Raw genomic sequence first — 16030 nt, 5'->3', positions numbered from 1 at the left:
TGACTGCGCGCGCGCTCTGGCAGCGGCAAGATCCGATTGTCCCCGATAGAACTGACTTAGGCCGAGGTAGCAATCGGTGCGCGCCGGTCCGTGAGGTATCGCCTCGCAGTTCACCTGCGCGCTCACGAAGGCGGGAAAACTCGCCAGCAAGATTGCGACGACACTTGCTCGCAACCAGCGAGAGGCTGATCGCAGCTTATGGTCGTGGGACTTAGCACAAGCGGCACGCTCCCCAGGATGCGCAGCAGGCCCCCCAGCCACCGTAGCCACCGTACCCCCAGCCACCGAACCCGATGTCGTCATCGAACCAGATACCGAACCCGCAGCCGCCGCAACCGCAACCACGGAAGCCACGGCAACCACGGAAGCCACCGCAACCTCGGCAGCCAACAAACGCGCCACCACCGCAACCACGGAAGCCGGCGCACCCGCCGCCAACATGGCCACAACCGCCGCCAACATGGCCACAACCGCCGCCAGCATGGCCGCAGCCGCCGCACCCGCCGCCACCATGGCCGCACCCACAACCACCGCATCCGCCGCGCGCTAGCCGCACGCCGCTGCCAAAGTTTTCTCTATCGAAGAGATGGAACGTGGCCAGACTGACATCGGCCATTTCTTCTTCGCCAAGAACGAAGCGCTGACTTGGCGAGGTATTGTCAGATTGCGGGATACCGGCAGTGGGCATCGTGGATGCGGATGCACTGCTCGCCAGCGAAAGACCCAGTCCGGCGGCACCTAGCACCTTCACGGTGGCGGCTTTGGTTGTGCGTTTCTGCTTCGAAGCGTGCTTGACCCGCGGCATGGGCGCATCCTCCGTAAGTTCTTGTGAAAAACGCTCCGCAAGAGTGCGCTCGGCGAAGCCGGCGCGCAAGGGTTACCTATGCCGCAAAATGCGAAACATCTCATCGAGTTCCATTCATCCAGCCCTCGGACTTCTTGTTTTCTCGCCGCGCTCTTTCTAGTGGCTCGCGATATTCTCCCACAGCCGGCGCGCGACCGCATCGGGCGACGTTCCGTTGCCGCTGGCGCGCAAATTCGCCTCGCGCATGGCCGCGATGTCGATCTTGCCGAGCAGTGGCCGCAACGCCGCCTGCAACGCTTCGTCCTGCGCGCGCCTCGGCGCCAGCAACAGGATCGCGTCATAGGGCGGGATCGCGCGCCTGATATCGTCGAGCACGACGAGATCGTATTTGGCGATCAGGCCGTCCGAGGTATAGCCCGCGATCACGTCGACCTCGCCGGAGGCGACGGCCGCATACATGAAGTCCGGCTGCATCTGCCGCTGCGTGCGGAAGGCGAGGCCGTAGGATTTTTGCAGGCCGGCCCATTCGGGCCGCGAGAAGAATTCATAGTCGCCGGCGATCGACAGCGTCGGAGCATGCGCGGCGAGGTCGGCGATCGAGCGGATGCCGAGCGCCTCGGCGCGCTTCTTCGGCATCACGAGCGCGTAGGCGTTCTCGAAGCCGAGCTCGCCGAACAGCGTGATCTTCTGTTTTGCGAGCGTGTCCTTCAGCTCGGCGAGCAGTTCGTCGCGTGGCCGGACATCGCTGTGGTGGAACTGGTTCGCCCACAGCGTGCCGGAATAGTCGACATAGACGTCGATGTCGTTGCCGGCGAGCGCCTCGAAGATCACGTTGGAGCCGAGCCCCTGGCGGCTGGTCGTGGTCAGCCCCGCCGCGCGCAGCCGCTCGGCGATCAGCGCGGACAGCACATATTGCTCGGTGAAGGTTTTCGCCCCGACCACATAGCCGGCAGACGGCCGCGCCAGCGACGGCACCAGCGTGGCCAGAACCAGCGCCGCGATGCCTAGTCCGCCGAATGCGGTGCGCAGCCGGCTCTGGCGCTGCAATCCGGTCTCGATCAGCGCGAGCAGCTGGTCGACGGCGAGCGCGAGGATTGCCGCGGCGACGCAGCCGAACAGCACCAGTACCCAGTTCTGGGTCTGTAGCCCTGCAAAGATGTAGTTGCCGAGGCTGGTCTGCCCGATCGGCGTCGACAGCGTCGCGGTGCCGATCACCCAGACCGCGGCGGTGCGGATGCCGGCCATGATCACGGGCAGCGCCAGCGGCAGCTCGACCGAAAACAGCGACTGGGTCGGCGTCATGCCGACGCCGCGCGCGGCGTCGAGAATTTCGCCGTCGACGCCGGCAAGCCCGGTGATGGTGTTGCGCAGCACCGGCAGCATGGAATAGAGCGCGAGCGCCAGCACCGCGGGCAGGAAGCCGAAGGCGGAAAAGGCAAAGCCGAACCAGGCCAGCGTCAGCGCCGCAATCGCCAGCAGCAGCGGATAGAACAGCGCGAGCAGCGCGAGCCCCGGCACCGTCTGCACGATGCTGGCAAGCCCGAGCAGCGCGCCGCGGGCCAACGCATGGTTGCGCGCGATGATCGCAAGCGGCAGGCTGACCGCGAGTCCGAGCGCGAGCGCGGCCAGGCTGACGCGCAGATGGCTGCCGAGATAATCGGGCAGATGCGCCAGCGCCTCGGAAAACCGCGGGTCGGAAAGCAGACTCATGTCGCGCCGTCCCGCGGCAGCAGGCCGCCGAGCCGCTCGGCCTGGCGCCGCGGCGTGCGCAGGAGCTCGAGGACGTAGGGCTCGTCGCTTGTGGAGAGCTCGGCGGCTGCGCCTTGCGCCAGCAGCCGGCCCTTTCGCATCACTGCGATGCGGTCGGCGAGCAGGATCGCCTCGGTCATGTCGTGGGTGATCATGACCGTGGTGAGCCTGAGCTTGTCATGCAGCGCGCGAAAATCATCGCCGAGCGCATCGCGCGTCAAGGGATCGAGCGCGCCGAACGGCTCGTCCATCAGCACGATGCGCGGTTTCGCCGCGAGCGCGCGCGCCACGCCGACGCGCTGGCGTTCGCCGCCGGACAGCTCCCGCGGCAGGCGGTCGCGATGGGTGCTGCCGTCGAGCCGCACCAGTTCGATCAGTTCGTCGACGCGCGCTGCGATCTCGCCCCTCGGCCAGCCGAGCAGTCTTGGCGTGATTGCGATATTGTCGGCCACGCTCATATGCGGAAACAGCCCGCCGTTCTGGAACACGGTGCCGATGCGGCGGCGAAGCTGAACCGCATCGACGCTGCGCACGTCGCTGCCCTCGACCGTGATCGTGCCTTGGTCCGCCTCGATCAGGCGGTTGGCGAGCCGCAAGAGCGTGGTCTTGCCGGAGCCGGAGCCGCCGACGATGGCGAGGAATTCGCCTTCCGCGACGTCGAGCGAGACGTCGTCGACCGCGACCACCTCGGTGCCGTTGCGCCCGGCAAAGCGCTTGCCGGCATGGGCGTAGGCGATCAGGGGGGCGGGAGGCATGCGGTCGGGGCTCGCGCGCGAGAGGCAATCCCACCCCCTAGCACGTTGCGGCGCTCGATTGAACTTGTCCGCGCAAGCGGCTAAGCCATCGCCGGATGGGAGCAGACGATCAGGACAGGGCGACGGCGGTCGCGCTTGACGACGCGACGGTCGCCTTCCGGCTGGCGGACGGGCGCCGCTACACGGCGGTCGAAAAGGCGCAGCTTGGCGTGGCCGACGGCGAGTTCGTCGCCATCGTCGGCCCCACCGGCTGCGGAAAGTCGACGCTGCTCAACCTCGCGGCCGGCCTGCTGCGGCCCGTCTCGGGAATGGCGCGGATCTTCGGCAAGCCGCTCGCGGGGCTCAACCGCGACGCCGGCTACCTGTTCCAGGCCGATGCGCTGTTTCCCTGGAAGACCGCGCTCGACAATGTCGCGATCGGCCTCGAGATCGCGGGCGTGCCGCAGATCGAGGCGCAGGGGCGCGCGCAGGCCTTTCTGGATTCGGTCGGGCTCGGCGGCTTCGCGGGCCGCTATCCGCATATGCTCTCCGGCGGCCAGCGCAAGCGCGTTGGGCTCGCGCAGGTCCTGATCCGCGACCCCAAGATTCTCCTGATGGACGAGCCGTTCGGCCCGCTGGACGCGCAGACCCGGCAGATCATGGGCAACCTGCTGCTGGAATTGTGGGGCGCCGACCGCAAGGCGGTGCTGTTCGTCACCCATGACCTGGAGGAGGCGATCGCGCTCGCCGACCGCGTCGTCATCATGTCGGCAGGACCGTCGGCGCGCATCATCGGCGACTGGCGCGTGCCGCTGAAGCGGCCCCGCGACATTTTCGAGGTCCGGCTCACCCCCGAATTCCACTCACTTCACCGTGAAATATGGAGTGTTCTCAAAGCGGAAGTGTTGAAGGGATACGCTCAGTCCGGGGTAGGCTGAGCCGTTCCGCGCCCCCCACTGACGCGGGTCATCGTGACGACATCAAACGCAAAACAAGAACAGGAGAGGTCATGTTTCGAGGTTCTATTCTGGCCGGCGCCGTGATGCTTGCCGCATTTGGCGGCGCGACGGCTGCGCACGCGCAAGGCGTATTCACGCTGTCCTCGCCCGCCTTCAAGGACGGCGAGCGGATTCCGACCAAGAGCGCCGGCAGCAACAAGTCGAATCCGAACTGCGTCGGCGAGAACGTCTCGCCGGCACTGAACTGGTCGAACCCGCCCGAGGGCACCAAGAGCTTCGCGCTGTTGATGTTCGATCCCGAGGGCCGTCCGCCCGGCGGCGTCAGCCACTGGGTCGCTTACGGCATTCCAGCTTCCGTCAAGGGCTTTGCCGAGGGCGAGGTCTCCAAGCCGAGCGACAAATATGTCGGCGGCGAGAGCACCATGAAGTTGGCGACCTATTCCGGGCCCTGCACGCCGCCCGGGGCGCCGCACCACTACACCTTCACGCTGATCGCAACCGATCTCGAGCCTGCCGCGCTCAAGCCCGGCATGACGCGCGACGAGGTGATCAAGGCGCTCGACGGCCACGCCAAGGGCGCGACCGGCCTGATCGGCACCTTCTCGAAGCCGTAAAGCGTTGGCGGCCGGGGCGGGGGAGAAGAAATGTCGCGGATCGGATTGTTGGCGCTGCAGGTGCTGGTCGCGATCGTCGCGATCGCGCTGTGGCAGTTCCTCGCCACCGTGCCGGTGCTCGGCAAGGTCTGGTTGCCGCCGTTCTTCTTCTCCAACCCGGTCGATGTCGCAAGCCAGGTCGTCAAATGGTTCTCCTCCGGCGTGATCTGGAAGCATCTCGCGATCACGCTGTGGGAATCCATCCTCGCCTTCGTGCTCGGCTCGCTCGGCGGCGTCGCGGTCGGCTTCTGGTTCGCGCGCCAGCCGACGGTCGCCGCCGTGTTCGACCCCTATGTCAAGATGGCCAACGCGCTGCCGCGCGTGGTGCTGGCGCCGATCTTCACGCTGTGGCTGGGCCTCGGCATCTGGTCCAAGGTCGCGCTCGGCGTGACGCTGGTGTTCTTCATCGTGTTCTTCAACGTCTATCAGGGCGTCAAGGAGGTCTCGACCACGGTGCTCGACAACGGCCGCATGCTCGGCATGAACGAGCGGCAGTTGATGCGGCATGTCTATTGGCCCTCGGCGCTGTCCTGGATGTTCTCCTCGCTGCACACCTCGGTCGGCTTCGCGGTGGTCGGCGCTGTGGTCGGTGAATATCTGGGTTCCGCGGCAGGGCTCGGTTACCTGATCCAGCAGGCCGAAGGCATATTCGACGTCGCCGGCGTGTTCGCCGGCATGTTCGTGCTCTCGGTCTTCGTCATCCTGATCGACATGGTGGTGACGCTGGTCGAGCGCAGGCTTCTGGTATGGCGGCCGGCGCCCGCGGATGTCCGCGGATAATCCTGCAGGCATGGCAAACAGTCGGTTATCGCGCCGTCGTCCTGGCTCTCGCTCGCTTCGTTTACTCGGCCGGGACGACGGAGAGATAGCCGCCTTCTCAAGCCCGTCGCGCTGCTCTATCGTGGCCGGCAACGATGGAGGAAACCATGAAAAAGCTGTTTGGCCGGCTCGCCGGAACCCTGCTTGCGCTGGCGCTGACCTCGGGTCTGGCGGCCGCGCAGAGCAAGATCACCATCGCGGTCGGCGGCGGCGCGTGCCTCTGCTATCTGCCGACGGTGCTCGCAAAGCAGCTCGGCGAATACGACAAGGCGGGGCTCGCCGTCGAACTCGTCGACCTCAAGGGCGGCTCGGATGCGCTGAGAGCCGTGCTCGGCGGCAGCGCCGACGTGGTGTCGGGCTATTTCGACCATTGCGTCAACCTCGCCGCCAAGAAGCAGGAGCTCGTGTCCTTTGTGGTCTACGACCGCTATCCCGGGCTGGTGCTGGTGGTGTCGCCCAGGCACACGAGCGAGATCAAGTCGGTCAAGGACCTCGCCGGCAAGAAGGTCGGCGTCAGCGCGCCGGGCTCCTCGACCGATTTCTTTCTCAAATATCTCCTGAAGAAGAACGGGCTCGAGCCCACCAGCGCCGCGGTGATCGGCGTCGGGCTTGGCGCCACCGCCGTGGCCGCGATGGAGCAGGGCGAGATCGACGCGGCCGTGATGCTCGATCCCTCCGTCACCGTGCTGCAGGGCAGCCATCCGGACCTGCGTATCCTCTCCGACACGCGCACGCAGCACGATACGCTTGCGACCTTCGGCGGCGAATATCCGGGCGGCGCGCTCTATTCAACCGCGGCCTGGGTCAAAGCTCACGAGAAGGAGGCGCAGGCGCTCACCGGTGCGATCCTGGCCACGCTTTCCTGGATCCATTCGCATTCGCCGGAAGAGATCATGGCGAAGATGCCGGATGAGCTGGTCGGCAAGGACAAGGCGCTCTATCTCGCGGCGCTGAAGAACACGATCCCGATGTATTCGGAAACCGGCAAGATGGATCCCAAGGGCGCCGACGCGGTGCTCGCCGTGTTCAGCGAAGGCTCGCCCGACGTCGCCAAGGCCAATGTCGATGTCAGCAAGACGTTCACCAATCGCTTCGTCGATCAGGCCAAGAAGACGACGGGGCTGAATGCGAAATAGCGCGCCGGCAGTGCAAGCGCGGGCACGCGATGACTGACCTGCGCATTCACCGCGTCACGACGCTCGACCTGCGCATCACGCCCTGGGCCTGGCCGTTCGCCCGCGAGCGCAGCGCCGAGATCGACGCGCATTTCGCCGAGAAGCAGCGCGAGCGGCCAAAGCTCTGGAACGGACGTGTGCTGCTCGGGCGCAATCCGGTCTTCGACGGCGCACGCTTTGCCGCGGACTATTTCGAGACCGATTTCGCGAGCTTCCTCGCCTGGCGCGACTGGGGCTTCGCCGACGCTGGCGTCTTCAACGGTTTCGGCATGGGCGCGCTGCGCGGCAGCGACGGCGCTTTCGTGCTGGGCGAGATGGGAAAACACACGGCGAACGCCGGTCGCGTCTATTTCCCGTCCGGAACGCCCGACCCTGACGATATCAGGGATGGCCGGCTCGATATCGCCGGCAGCGTCGCCAGGGAGACCGAGGAGGAGACCGGGCTGACATCTGCGGAGTACCGCGCGGCGGCGCATTGGCACTGCATCGAAAGCAGCGCCTATGTCGCGATGATCCGTCTGCTCGACGTCGACACGCCTGGCGAGGCCTTGCGTGCCCGGATCGAAGCCAATCTCGCGCGGCAATCGCATCCGGAGCTTGCCGCGATCCTTCTGGTGCGATCGATCTCCGATCTCACGCCGGCGATGCCGCGCTTCGTCACCGCCTTCATCGAGCAGCAGTTGGGCAGCTAGCCGCCGTCATTGCGAGGAGCGTCAGCGACGAAGCAATCCAGACCGTTGTCGCATCGGGATTCGTGGATTGCTTCGCGGAGCCTATCATCGGGCGCGTTCGCGCGATCCGCTGGCTCGCAATGACGAAGTGGTTGGTCTAGTGTCTTTTGCCATGAAGCAGCCGTGCGTTTACATGATGGCAAATCGTCGCAACGGCACGATCTATACGGGCGTGACGTCCAATCTGCCGCGCCGCGCCTTCGAGCACCGCGAGGGTCTGATCAAGGGATTTTCCTCGAAATATGACTGCAAGCTGTTGATCTGGTACGAGACGCACGCGAGCATGATCGATGCGATCACGCGCGAAAAGCAGATCAAGGCTGGTAGTCGAGCCAAGAAACTCGCTTTGATCGAAAGTCTGAACCCGGAATGGAATGATCTTTTCGATACACTGGCCTAGTCGCATCCGTCATTGCGAGGAGCGTGAGCTCCGAAGTAATCCAGCCTTCTATTGTCGCCGCGAGATTTTGCTGGATTGCTTCGCTTGCGCTCGCAATGACGATGCGGCAAGACTTTGCGCTTCAGCGCGCTACGACGACCTGTCTGGGAATGCGGACCGTCACCCATGAGCAAGAAACCCTCGTCGACCGATCTCGACCGCTTCATCCTGCCGTTCCGCGTCGACGGCAGCGGCGAATTCCACCTGCGGTCCCACAAGACCGCCGAGAAGGGCGGGCTCGACAAGGAGGAGGGCTACAAGCTTCTGGACGCGCTGCGCACGCGCCTCACCGATTTCCAGGACAAGCTCTACGCCCAGGACCGCTGGGCGGTGCTCGTGGTCCTGCAGGGCATGGATGCGGCCGGCAAGGACAGCGCGATCAAGGCGATCTTCGAAGGTGTCAATCCGCAGGGTTGCGAGGTGACCCCGTTCAAGGCGCCGTCGACCAGGGAGCTCAGCCACGATTTCCTCTGGCGCAATGTGCTCGCATTGCCCGAGCGCGGGCATATCGGCATCTTCAACCGCTCCTATTACGAGGAGTGCCTGGTAACGCGCGTGCATCCCGAACTGCTGGCGAAGGAGAAGATCCCGTCGAAACTGATGACCCACGCCATCTGGCGCGAGCGCTTCGAGGACATCACGTCATTCGAGCGCTATCTGAGCCGCCAGGGCACCATTGTCCTGAAATTTTTCCTCAACCTGTCGAAGGAGGAGCAGCGCAAGCGCTTCCTCGGCCGGCTCGACGAGCCCTCGAAGAATTGGAAGTTTTCGATGGACGATGTCACCGAGCGCGCGCGCTGGGATCGCTATCAGGCGGTCTATCAGGATATCGTCCGCCACACGTCGAGCGCGGTGGCGCCGTGGCACGTGGTGCCGGCCGATCACAAATGGTTCGCGCGCCTGGTGATCGGCGCCACCATCGTGCGGGCGCTGGAAGGCCTCAACCTGCGCTATCCCCGCGTCGACAAGGCCTCGCTCGAGGAGTTCAAGGCCGTGCGCGAGGCGCTGGAGCACGAGGGCAAGCCCGTGCGCAAGCCGAAGAAGCAGAAGGGCAAACTGGAGTAGCGGCTCACGCCTTCGGCTGCGGATGTGGCCGAAACAGCCGCCCCTTTTCCGTGATCGCGACAACCGCGAGCGTCGCCAGCGTGCAGAGCAGGAAACCGGTGGCGAACGGCAGCAGCGTGCCATCGTAGTCCTGCCCGATCGTGGCGCCGATCCCGATGCCTAACAGCGTGGTGATCGTTCCGTACAGCGACGACGCCGTGCCCGCGATATGGCCCTGCGGCTCCATCGCCAGCGCCGTGAAATTCGCAACCATCAGCCCGAAGGCGAACATCATCAGCGCCGCAAGCGCCATGAACAATCCCAGCGGCAGCGCGCCAAGCTTCGCCGCCACGAACATGGTCACGGCGACGGCGAGGAAGCCGACCAGCGCGCTGTGCGACATCACGCGCATGCCGAGGCGGCCGACGACCCTTGCGTTCAGGAAGCCGGCGATGGCGACGCCGATCGCCACCGCGGCGAAGGCGAGGGGGAAATAGGGTCCGAGCTTGTAGATGCCGGTGAACACCTGCTGCGAACAGAAGACGAAGGCGAACAGCGCGCCCTGGACGCCGCCGGCGGCCACCGCATAGCCGAGCGTCTGCCGGTTCGTCACGGTCTGCCGGTAGGCGTCGATCACTTCGGAGAGCGAGAATGCCTTCCGCTCCGAAGCCGGCAGCGTCTCCGGCAACCGCAGGAAGCTCCAGACCAGCGCCACCAGGCCATAGGCCATCAGCGCCACGAAGATGCCGCGCCAATGCGTGATCAGCATCACGGCCTGGCCGAACGAGGGCGCGAGCACGGGCACCGCGATGAACACCATCATCGCGAGCGACACCACGCTCGCCATGCGGCGGCCGGCATAGCAGTCGCGCACGATCGAGGTCGCGATGACGCGGGTGGCCGAGGTGCCGAGCCCCTCCAGCGCGCGCGCCAGCAGCAATGTCTCGAAGGTCGGCGCCGCCACCGCCAGCACACTGGCGATCGCGTAGAGCACCATGCCGCCGAGCAGCACCGGGCGGCGGCCAAAGGAATCCGACAGGGGTCCGATGATGAACTGGCCGACGCCGAAGCCGATCAGGAACGCGGACAGCACTTCTTGCAGGCGGTTGGCCAGATCGATGTGAAAGCTCGCGCCGATGTTCGGCAGCGCCGGCAGCATCATGTCCATGGCCAGGGGATTCAGCGCCATGATCGCTGCGATCACGACGACGAATTCGGTGAATCCCATCGGGCGGTGTCGAGGTACCTCTACCTGGATCGGGACGTCGGCATTGATGTCGGCCACGTGGATGAAACTTCCGCAACTGCTTCTTGGATTTGATTTGAAAGGAGTTTTAGCGTCGATATTGCAATGCACAACCTTCGTTTCTGGATGGCAGGTCGGCCTTGGTACGCAGGTGGTGTCGGGCGGCGAGGGACCGCTGCCGCACGCTCGCGGGCGGTAGCCATCGAAAGGCCTGCATTGTCGGCCCAAAAGCTGGGTCGGGGCCCCAGGGTGGGGGCCCTCCTTGGGGATCATAGAGTTGGGGCGATGACACGTCCGGTCACTGCGGCATTGATGCTGGGGTTCTGGCTCGCGCTTGCCGCGCCTTCCGCGTTTGCCGCCGAATCATCACCCGCCGAGCTGATCTCGGGCTTTCGCCTCCAGCATGGCGAGGGACGCGTCACGCGCGATGCCACGCTCGATCGCATTGCGATGGAGCAGGCCAAGGCGATGGCGGCAAGCGACAAGCTCGATCACAGCGTGCTCGGCTCGTTCTCGTCCCGGATCGCGCCGGCGCGCGCCGGCACCGCCGCCGAGAACATCGCCTACGGCTACGAGAATTTTCCGAAAACGCTCGACCAGTGGATCAATTCGAGCGGGCACCGCAAGAACCTCCTGCTCCGCAACGCCTCGCGCGTCGGCATTGCCAGCGCCAGGGACCCGAGGGGCCGCCGCACCTATTGGGCAATGGTGATTGCCGGCGACTACGAACCGAAGCAGCCGAAGGGGATCAAGGGCCGGAAAGACAAGGAGCCGCTGGTCGCAGTCGTCGATAAGCAGCCGCGCGTCGTCAAGCGCGAGGTGAAGCGCGAGGCGGCTGCCGGCGAATGCCACCTCAAGCTGCTGAGCCTTTGCTTCTGATCGTTGGCCCGCCGGCGCGTTTGGTCTGACGTGTTGCAGAGTGGCACGAGCGCAGGCGGCCGTGGCCGTCAATTGCCCGGCTCGATGTGAGCCAGCCCACACGCGGACCGGCCGGGTTGTGTGATCATTCGTGTCGATCGATTTCGCGCCGAGCGAATCCAACGATCGAGCGGTCCAGCCATGAAAGCGGTCTTCCGCGAGCTTGTCGTCGCAGCGATCCTGCTTCTGATTGCGAACGTCAGCGCGCCGGGCGGTGACCGCGCGGTCGTGCTCAGGGTCGGCACGGCATCGCGGCTTATGCTGGATCAGAGTTTCGAAACCGTGCTGGTGGGCGATCCGCACATCGTCAACGTGCGCACGGATGACGATCGATCCGTGCTGGTCGAGCCGCTCAATCCCGGCGCCACCAATCTCGTTTTCATCGACGCGCGCGGCATCGTGATCGACAATATCCGGGTTTCAGTCTGTGGCGCGCCGGCAGCGGGCGGGTGCGATGCGGCGGCTTCGGCGGGAAACTCGGATCAGCGGTTCACACCGCAGCCACACGGACCGGACCGAGCGCGGCTCGGCTGACGCCAATGGTCCGATTCCAACATTCTGCTAGCCCGGGGTACGTGCGCGCAAAATCGAAATACGTGAAGCGCATCAAGCCGATTTGGGTCGTCCAGTCCTTAAGCGAAAAATATTCCGCTTGGTTTGTCGGGCAAATCAGTGGCTTCAATCGGCGCGTCCCGCACTCGCCAAGAGGGGCGTTGCGCATCGTCACGAACGTTGAGCGCGGGATGCGATGGACGCGGGCGGCGTACAAGACGAATGCGCTGATCTGCGGACGGTGAAGTCGTGTGGTCCTGGCATCCCGACGCTGATGCCAAGTTCGCGAGAGACAAGCTCTCGCTGATGACGGTGGCAAGAAAGCCCGGTCACCGGGGAGAGCGCGAAGGAAACCGTTAAAACCATTCGTGCGGGGAGAGCCGGCGTTGATCTGGCTGAACCTGTGGTGACTAACTCGTATGCTTTTCTCACTTCGCATACGAGGCTGCGGGTGCAGTCGGCACCCGGCTTTCCCTGCGCCCTCCTTTTGAGGAGGGACCTGATGCACAACCCGGGTGAAACGCGCCGCGGGAAGGCGGACCTATGTCCAACAGCTGCGCGGAGCTCCGAAGCAAGCCGGCTCCGCTTGTTTGTGGCGGTTGGCCACACCATTTGACCGATGCAGCCCTTCGGAGATCGAGAATGCTGGAAGTGCTCGTCTTCAACGATGACGTTACCCCGATGGACTTTGTGGTAAACGTCTTGGAGCGCGTCTTTGGAAAGTCTCGCGACGAAGCGATCAAAATCATGCTCGAAGCTCATCACGATGGGCAAGCCAGTTGCGGCGTCTATGCGGAGACGCACGCCCGTGACTTGGCGAGCCGTGCGAAAGTCTGTGCTGAGCAGGCCGGCCATCCGCTGAAATTTTCGGTCGCCAAAGCGACCCCATCCGGTTGACCGGCCGGCTTACTTGTGGACGTTAGGTCAGCGCCACTGCCCTTCTTTTGGCGTTGCGGTTTTGGCCTTTTCTCGTCTAGAACGACGTCGGGGCAAGCATCCCGGCAACCAACCGGTAACGGTTTTGACCGAGGATTTCGCTCCAAAAGGGTTCGGAAGATGCTGATTCGCAGCGAAAAGATCGGAATTTGGGGTGGGACGGCCGAAGCCGCCCCCGCGATTCCGGCTGCGTCCACCCTCCTGATTGGCGGGCTTCTGCTTCTTATCGGCCCCTGAGGGCCGTCTGGGCGCGTCGCGCCTGGGCACTCAGGGGGTTCGACGAGATCACAAACCCTTCAGCGCCCAGTGAACTAAGGCGCACGACCCAAAGGAAGTTTTCAGCAATGACTAAAGCCAGCAAGTCCGAGAAGGACCGCGTCATCATTTTCGACACCACGTTGCGCGACGGCGAGCAGTGCCCGGGCGCGACCATGACGTTCGAGGAAAAGCTCGAGGTCGCCGAGATGCTCGACGACATGGGCGTCGACGTCATCGAGGCCGGTTTTCCGATCACCTCGGAAGGTGATTTCCAGGCGGTCAGCGAGATCGCCCGCCGCTCCAAGAACGCGGTCATCGCCGGGCTCTCGCGCGCGCATCCGAAGGACATCGACCGTTGCGCGGAAGCAGTGAAGTTCGCCAAGCGCGGCCGCGTCCATACCGTGATTGCGACCTCGCCGCTGCACATGAAGGTCAAGCTCAACATGACGCCGGAGCAGGTGATCGAGACCTCGATCGCCAACGTCACCCGCGCCCGCAACCAGATCGACGACGTCGAGTGGTCGGCCGAGGACGGCACCCGCAGCGAGATGGATTTCCTGTGCCGGATCGTCGAGGCCGTGATCAAGGCCGGCGCCACCACGGTGAACATTCCCGATACCGTCGGCTACACGGTGCCGGAGGAATATACCCACTTCATGCGCACGCTGATCGAGCGGGTGCCGAACTCCGACAAGGCGATCTTCTCGGTCCATTGCCACAACGACCTCGGCATGGCGGTCGCCAATTCGCTGGCCGGCATCGCCGGCGGCGCACGACAGGTCGAGTGCACCGTCAACGGCATCGGCGAGCGCGCCGGCAACGCCGCGCTCGAAGAGATCGTGATGGCGATCAACGTGCGCAACGACCGCTTTCCCTGGTGGAACAGGATCGACACCACCAGGCTGACCGCGGCGTCGAAGCTGGTGTCGGCGGCGACCTCGTTCCCGGTGCAGTACAACAAGGCGATCGTCGGCCGCAACGCGTTCGCGCATGAAAGCGGCATCCACCAGGACGGCGTGCTGAAGGATGCCTCGACCTACGAGATCATGCGGCCCGAGATGGTCGGCCTGAAGCAGTCCTCGCTGGTGCTGGGCAAGCATTCGGGGCGCCACGCCTTCGTGCACAAGCTGGAGGAGATGGGCTACAAGTTAGGGGCCAACCAGATCGAGGACGCCTTCGTGCGGATGAAGGCGCTCGCCGACCGCAAGAAGGACATCTACGACGAGGACATCGAGGCGCTGCTCGACGAGGAGATCGCCGCCTCCCATGACCGGATCAAGCTGACCTCGCTGACGGTGATCGCCGGCACCCACGGGCCGCAGCGCGCCACCATGAAGCTCGATGTCGATGGCCAGATCCGGATCGAGGAGGCCGAAGGCAACGGCCCGGTCGATGCGGTCTTCAACTGCATCAAGCGCCTGGTGCCACACGAGGCCAAGCTCGAATTGTACCAGGTCCATGCGGTGACCGAGGGCACCGACGCGCAGGCCGAGGTGTCGGTGCGGCTCGCTCATGAGGGCCGCTCGATGACGGCGCGCGCGGCCGATCCGGATACGCTGGTGGCCTCCGCCAAGGCGTATCTCGGTGCGCTGAACAAGATCGTCATGAAGCGGCAGCGCGACGGCGTTCCGGCGGCCAAGGTCGCGGGCTGATCGCGCGAGCCATCAATCCGGGGCGCGATTGAAACCATTGTTGCGTAGGGTGGGCAAAGCGAAAGCGTGCCCACCATTGCCGGTCAACGCGAGATGGTGGGCACGGCGCAGTCGCGCCTTTGCCCAACCTACGAAGTTGGAAATCAGGACGCGGCGCCCGCCAGCGCCGCGTTTTGCGTTGCAGCAAGGGACGAAAACACCCCTGCTAAAGGGGCAATGGCATTCCCGGCGGCTTCTCTGTATTGGTGCAGGTGACTGAGAACACCGGGGGCGGCGCCGGCTTTAGGCGCACGTCTCGCTTACGCGGGAGGAACCATGCGAAGATTGATCCTGGCTGCTGCTTCGATTGCGGCGCTCACCCTGATCGGACCGGCGTCGGCGCAGACGCCCATCGTGATCAAGTTCAGCCATGTCGTCGCCGCAGACACGCCGAAGGGCAAGGCGGCCGACAAGTTCAAGGAGCTGGCTGAGAAGTACACCAACGGCAAGGTCAAGGTCGAAGTCTATCCGAACTCCACGCTGTACAAGGACAAGGAAGAGCTCGAGGCGCTGCAGCTCGGGGCCGTGCAGATGCTCGCGCCGTCGAATTCGAAATTCGGCCCGATCGGCATCAGGGAATTCGAGGTGTTCGATCTGCCCTACATCCTTCCGGACCTCAAGACGCTGCGCAAGGTGACCGATGGCCCGCTCGGCGCCAAGCTGCTCAAGCTCCTGGACTCGAAGGGCATGACGGGACTGGCCTATTGGGACAACGGCTTCAAGCAGATGAGCGCCAACAAGAAGCTGCTTTCGCCGGCCGACTACAAGGGCCTGAAATTCCGCATCCAGTCGTCGAAGGTGCTGGAAGCGCAGTTCCGCGCGCTCGGCGCGATTCCGCAGGTGATGGCGTTTTCCGAAGTCTACCAGGCGCTGCAGACCGGCGTCGTCGACGGGCAGGAGAACACCTGGTCCAACATCTACACCCAGAAGATGCACGAGGTGCAGAAATACGCCACCGTCACCAACCACGGCTATATCGGCTACGTCGTGGTCGTGAACAAGAAGTTCTGGGACGGCCTGCCGGGCGACGTTCGCGACCAGCTCGCCAAAGCGATGAAGGAAGCCACCGAGTACGGCAACAACCAGTCGGCGAAGGAAAACGACGACGCGCTGGATGCGATCAAGAAGGCCGGCAAGACCGAGATCATTTCGCTTTCGCCCGAACAGGACGAGGCGATGCGCAAGGCGATGATGCCGGTCTACAAGGATGTCGCCTCGCGCGTCGGCCAGCCCCTGATCGACGAATTCCTGAAGGAGACCGGCCGAGGTCCGATGAACTAGGGCCAGCGCGCGTCGAATTCGCGAAAAGAGGGGACATGGT

The 16030-nt window shown here is 64.6% G+C and carries 15 protein-coding genes; 12 read left to right on the top strand and 3 right to left on the bottom strand.

Annotated elements, in window-relative coordinates:
- Positions 1 to 961 precede the first annotated feature (961 nt).
- Both QOU61_RS29820 and QOU61_RS29815 read right to left on the bottom strand, forming a co-directional pair.
- Entirely contained in the window at positions 962 to 2515 is a 1554-nt protein-coding gene (locus QOU61_RS29820; RefSeq protein ID WP_289654780.1) for a glycine betaine ABC transporter substrate-binding protein, read from the bottom strand.
- On the bottom strand, positions 2512 to 3309 hold the full coding sequence (locus QOU61_RS29815; protein WP_289654779.1) for an ATP-binding cassette domain-containing protein: 798 nt from the start codon (positions 3307 to 3309) through the stop codon (positions 2512 to 2514). Before QOU61_RS29815 ends, QOU61_RS29820 begins: the two co-directional genes overlap by 4 nt.
- A 95-nt stretch (positions 3310 to 3404) precedes the next feature.
- Between QOU61_RS29815 and QOU61_RS29810 the strand changes: the two genes are divergently transcribed.
- The 7 genes from QOU61_RS29810 (at position 3405) to QOU61_RS29780 (ending at position 9129) form a co-directional block, all read left to right on the top strand.
- Positions 3405 to 4226 carry an ABC transporter ATP-binding protein gene (locus QOU61_RS29810; RefSeq protein ID WP_289654778.1) on the top strand — a complete coding sequence of 274 codons (822 nt, stop codon included), beginning with the start codon at positions 3405 to 3407 and terminating at the stop codon, positions 4224 to 4226.
- Positions 4227 to 4297: 71 nt separating this feature from the next.
- Entirely contained in the window at positions 4298 to 4861 is a 564-nt protein-coding gene (locus QOU61_RS29805) for a YbhB/YbcL family Raf kinase inhibitor-like protein (protein WP_289654777.1), read from the top strand.
- A gap of 30 nt (positions 4862 to 4891) precedes the next feature.
- On the top strand, positions 4892 to 5680 hold the full coding sequence (locus tag QOU61_RS29800; protein WP_289654776.1) for an ABC transporter permease: 789 nt from the start codon (positions 4892 to 4894) through the stop codon (positions 5678 to 5680).
- Between the two features lie 146 nt (positions 5681 to 5826).
- Positions 5827 to 6855 (top strand): ABC transporter substrate-binding protein, encoded by a 1029-nt coding sequence (locus QOU61_RS29795; protein ID WP_289654775.1) that lies wholly within the window; start codon positions 5827 to 5829, stop codon positions 6853 to 6855.
- Positions 6856 to 6884: 29 nt separating this feature from the next.
- Positions 6885 to 7586, top strand: coding sequence for an NUDIX hydrolase (locus tag QOU61_RS29790; protein ID WP_289654774.1), 702 nt, complete (start codon positions 6885 to 6887; stop codon positions 7584 to 7586).
- A 151-nt stretch (positions 7587 to 7737) separates the two neighbouring features.
- Positions 7738 to 8025, top strand: coding sequence for a GIY-YIG nuclease family protein (locus QOU61_RS29785; RefSeq protein ID WP_289661852.1), 288 nt, complete (start codon positions 7738 to 7740; stop codon positions 8023 to 8025).
- Positions 8026 to 8190: 165 nt separating this feature from the next.
- The gene (locus QOU61_RS29780) at positions 8191 to 9129 is read left to right on the top strand and encodes a polyphosphate kinase 2 family protein (RefSeq protein ID WP_289654773.1); all 939 of its coding nucleotides are present in this window, start codon (positions 8191 to 8193) and stop codon (positions 9127 to 9129) included.
- Positions 9130 to 9133: 4 nt separating this feature from the next.
- Here QOU61_RS29780 and QOU61_RS29775 read toward each other — a convergent pair whose 3' ends face one another.
- Positions 9134 to 10393 carry a multidrug effflux MFS transporter gene (locus QOU61_RS29775; RefSeq protein ID WP_289654772.1) on the bottom strand — a complete coding sequence of 420 codons (1260 nt, stop codon included), beginning with the start codon at positions 10391 to 10393 and terminating at the stop codon, positions 9134 to 9136.
- A gap of 246 nt (positions 10394 to 10639) precedes the next feature.
- Here QOU61_RS29775 and QOU61_RS29770 point away from each other — a divergent pair, with 246 nt between their 5' ends.
- The 5 genes from QOU61_RS29770 (at position 10640) to QOU61_RS29750 (ending at position 15990) form a co-directional block, all read left to right on the top strand.
- Positions 10640 to 11233: a CAP domain-containing protein gene (locus QOU61_RS29770; protein ID WP_502876835.1), complete on the top strand. Its 594-nt coding sequence runs from the start codon at positions 10640 to 10642 to the stop codon at positions 11231 to 11233.
- Between the two features lie 180 nt (positions 11234 to 11413).
- Positions 11414 to 11806: a pilus assembly protein N-terminal domain-containing protein gene (locus QOU61_RS29765; protein ID WP_289654771.1), complete on the top strand. Its 393-nt coding sequence runs from the start codon at positions 11414 to 11416 to the stop codon at positions 11804 to 11806.
- 660 nt (positions 11807 to 12466) lie between these two features.
- Positions 12467 to 12721 carry an ATP-dependent Clp protease adaptor ClpS gene (locus QOU61_RS29760; protein WP_289654770.1) on the top strand — a complete coding sequence of 85 codons (255 nt, stop codon included), beginning with the start codon at positions 12467 to 12469 and terminating at the stop codon, positions 12719 to 12721.
- A gap of 383 nt (positions 12722 to 13104) precedes the next feature.
- Positions 13105 to 14670, top strand: a complete 1566-nt coding sequence (locus tag QOU61_RS29755) for a 2-isopropylmalate synthase (protein ID WP_289654769.1) — start codon at positions 13105 to 13107, stop codon at positions 14668 to 14670.
- A 315-nt stretch (positions 14671 to 14985) separates the two neighbouring features.
- Positions 14986 to 15990, top strand: a complete 1005-nt coding sequence (locus tag QOU61_RS29750) for a TRAP transporter substrate-binding protein (RefSeq protein ID WP_289654768.1) — start codon at positions 14986 to 14988, stop codon at positions 15988 to 15990.
- Positions 15991 to 16030: the final 40 nt, after the last annotated feature.

The organism is Bradyrhizobium sp. NP1, from assembly GCF_030378205.1.
Taxonomy (GTDB): Bacteria; Pseudomonadota; Alphaproteobacteria; order Rhizobiales; family Xanthobacteraceae; genus Bradyrhizobium.
This window is presented reverse-complemented; position numbering and strand designations above follow the sequence as displayed.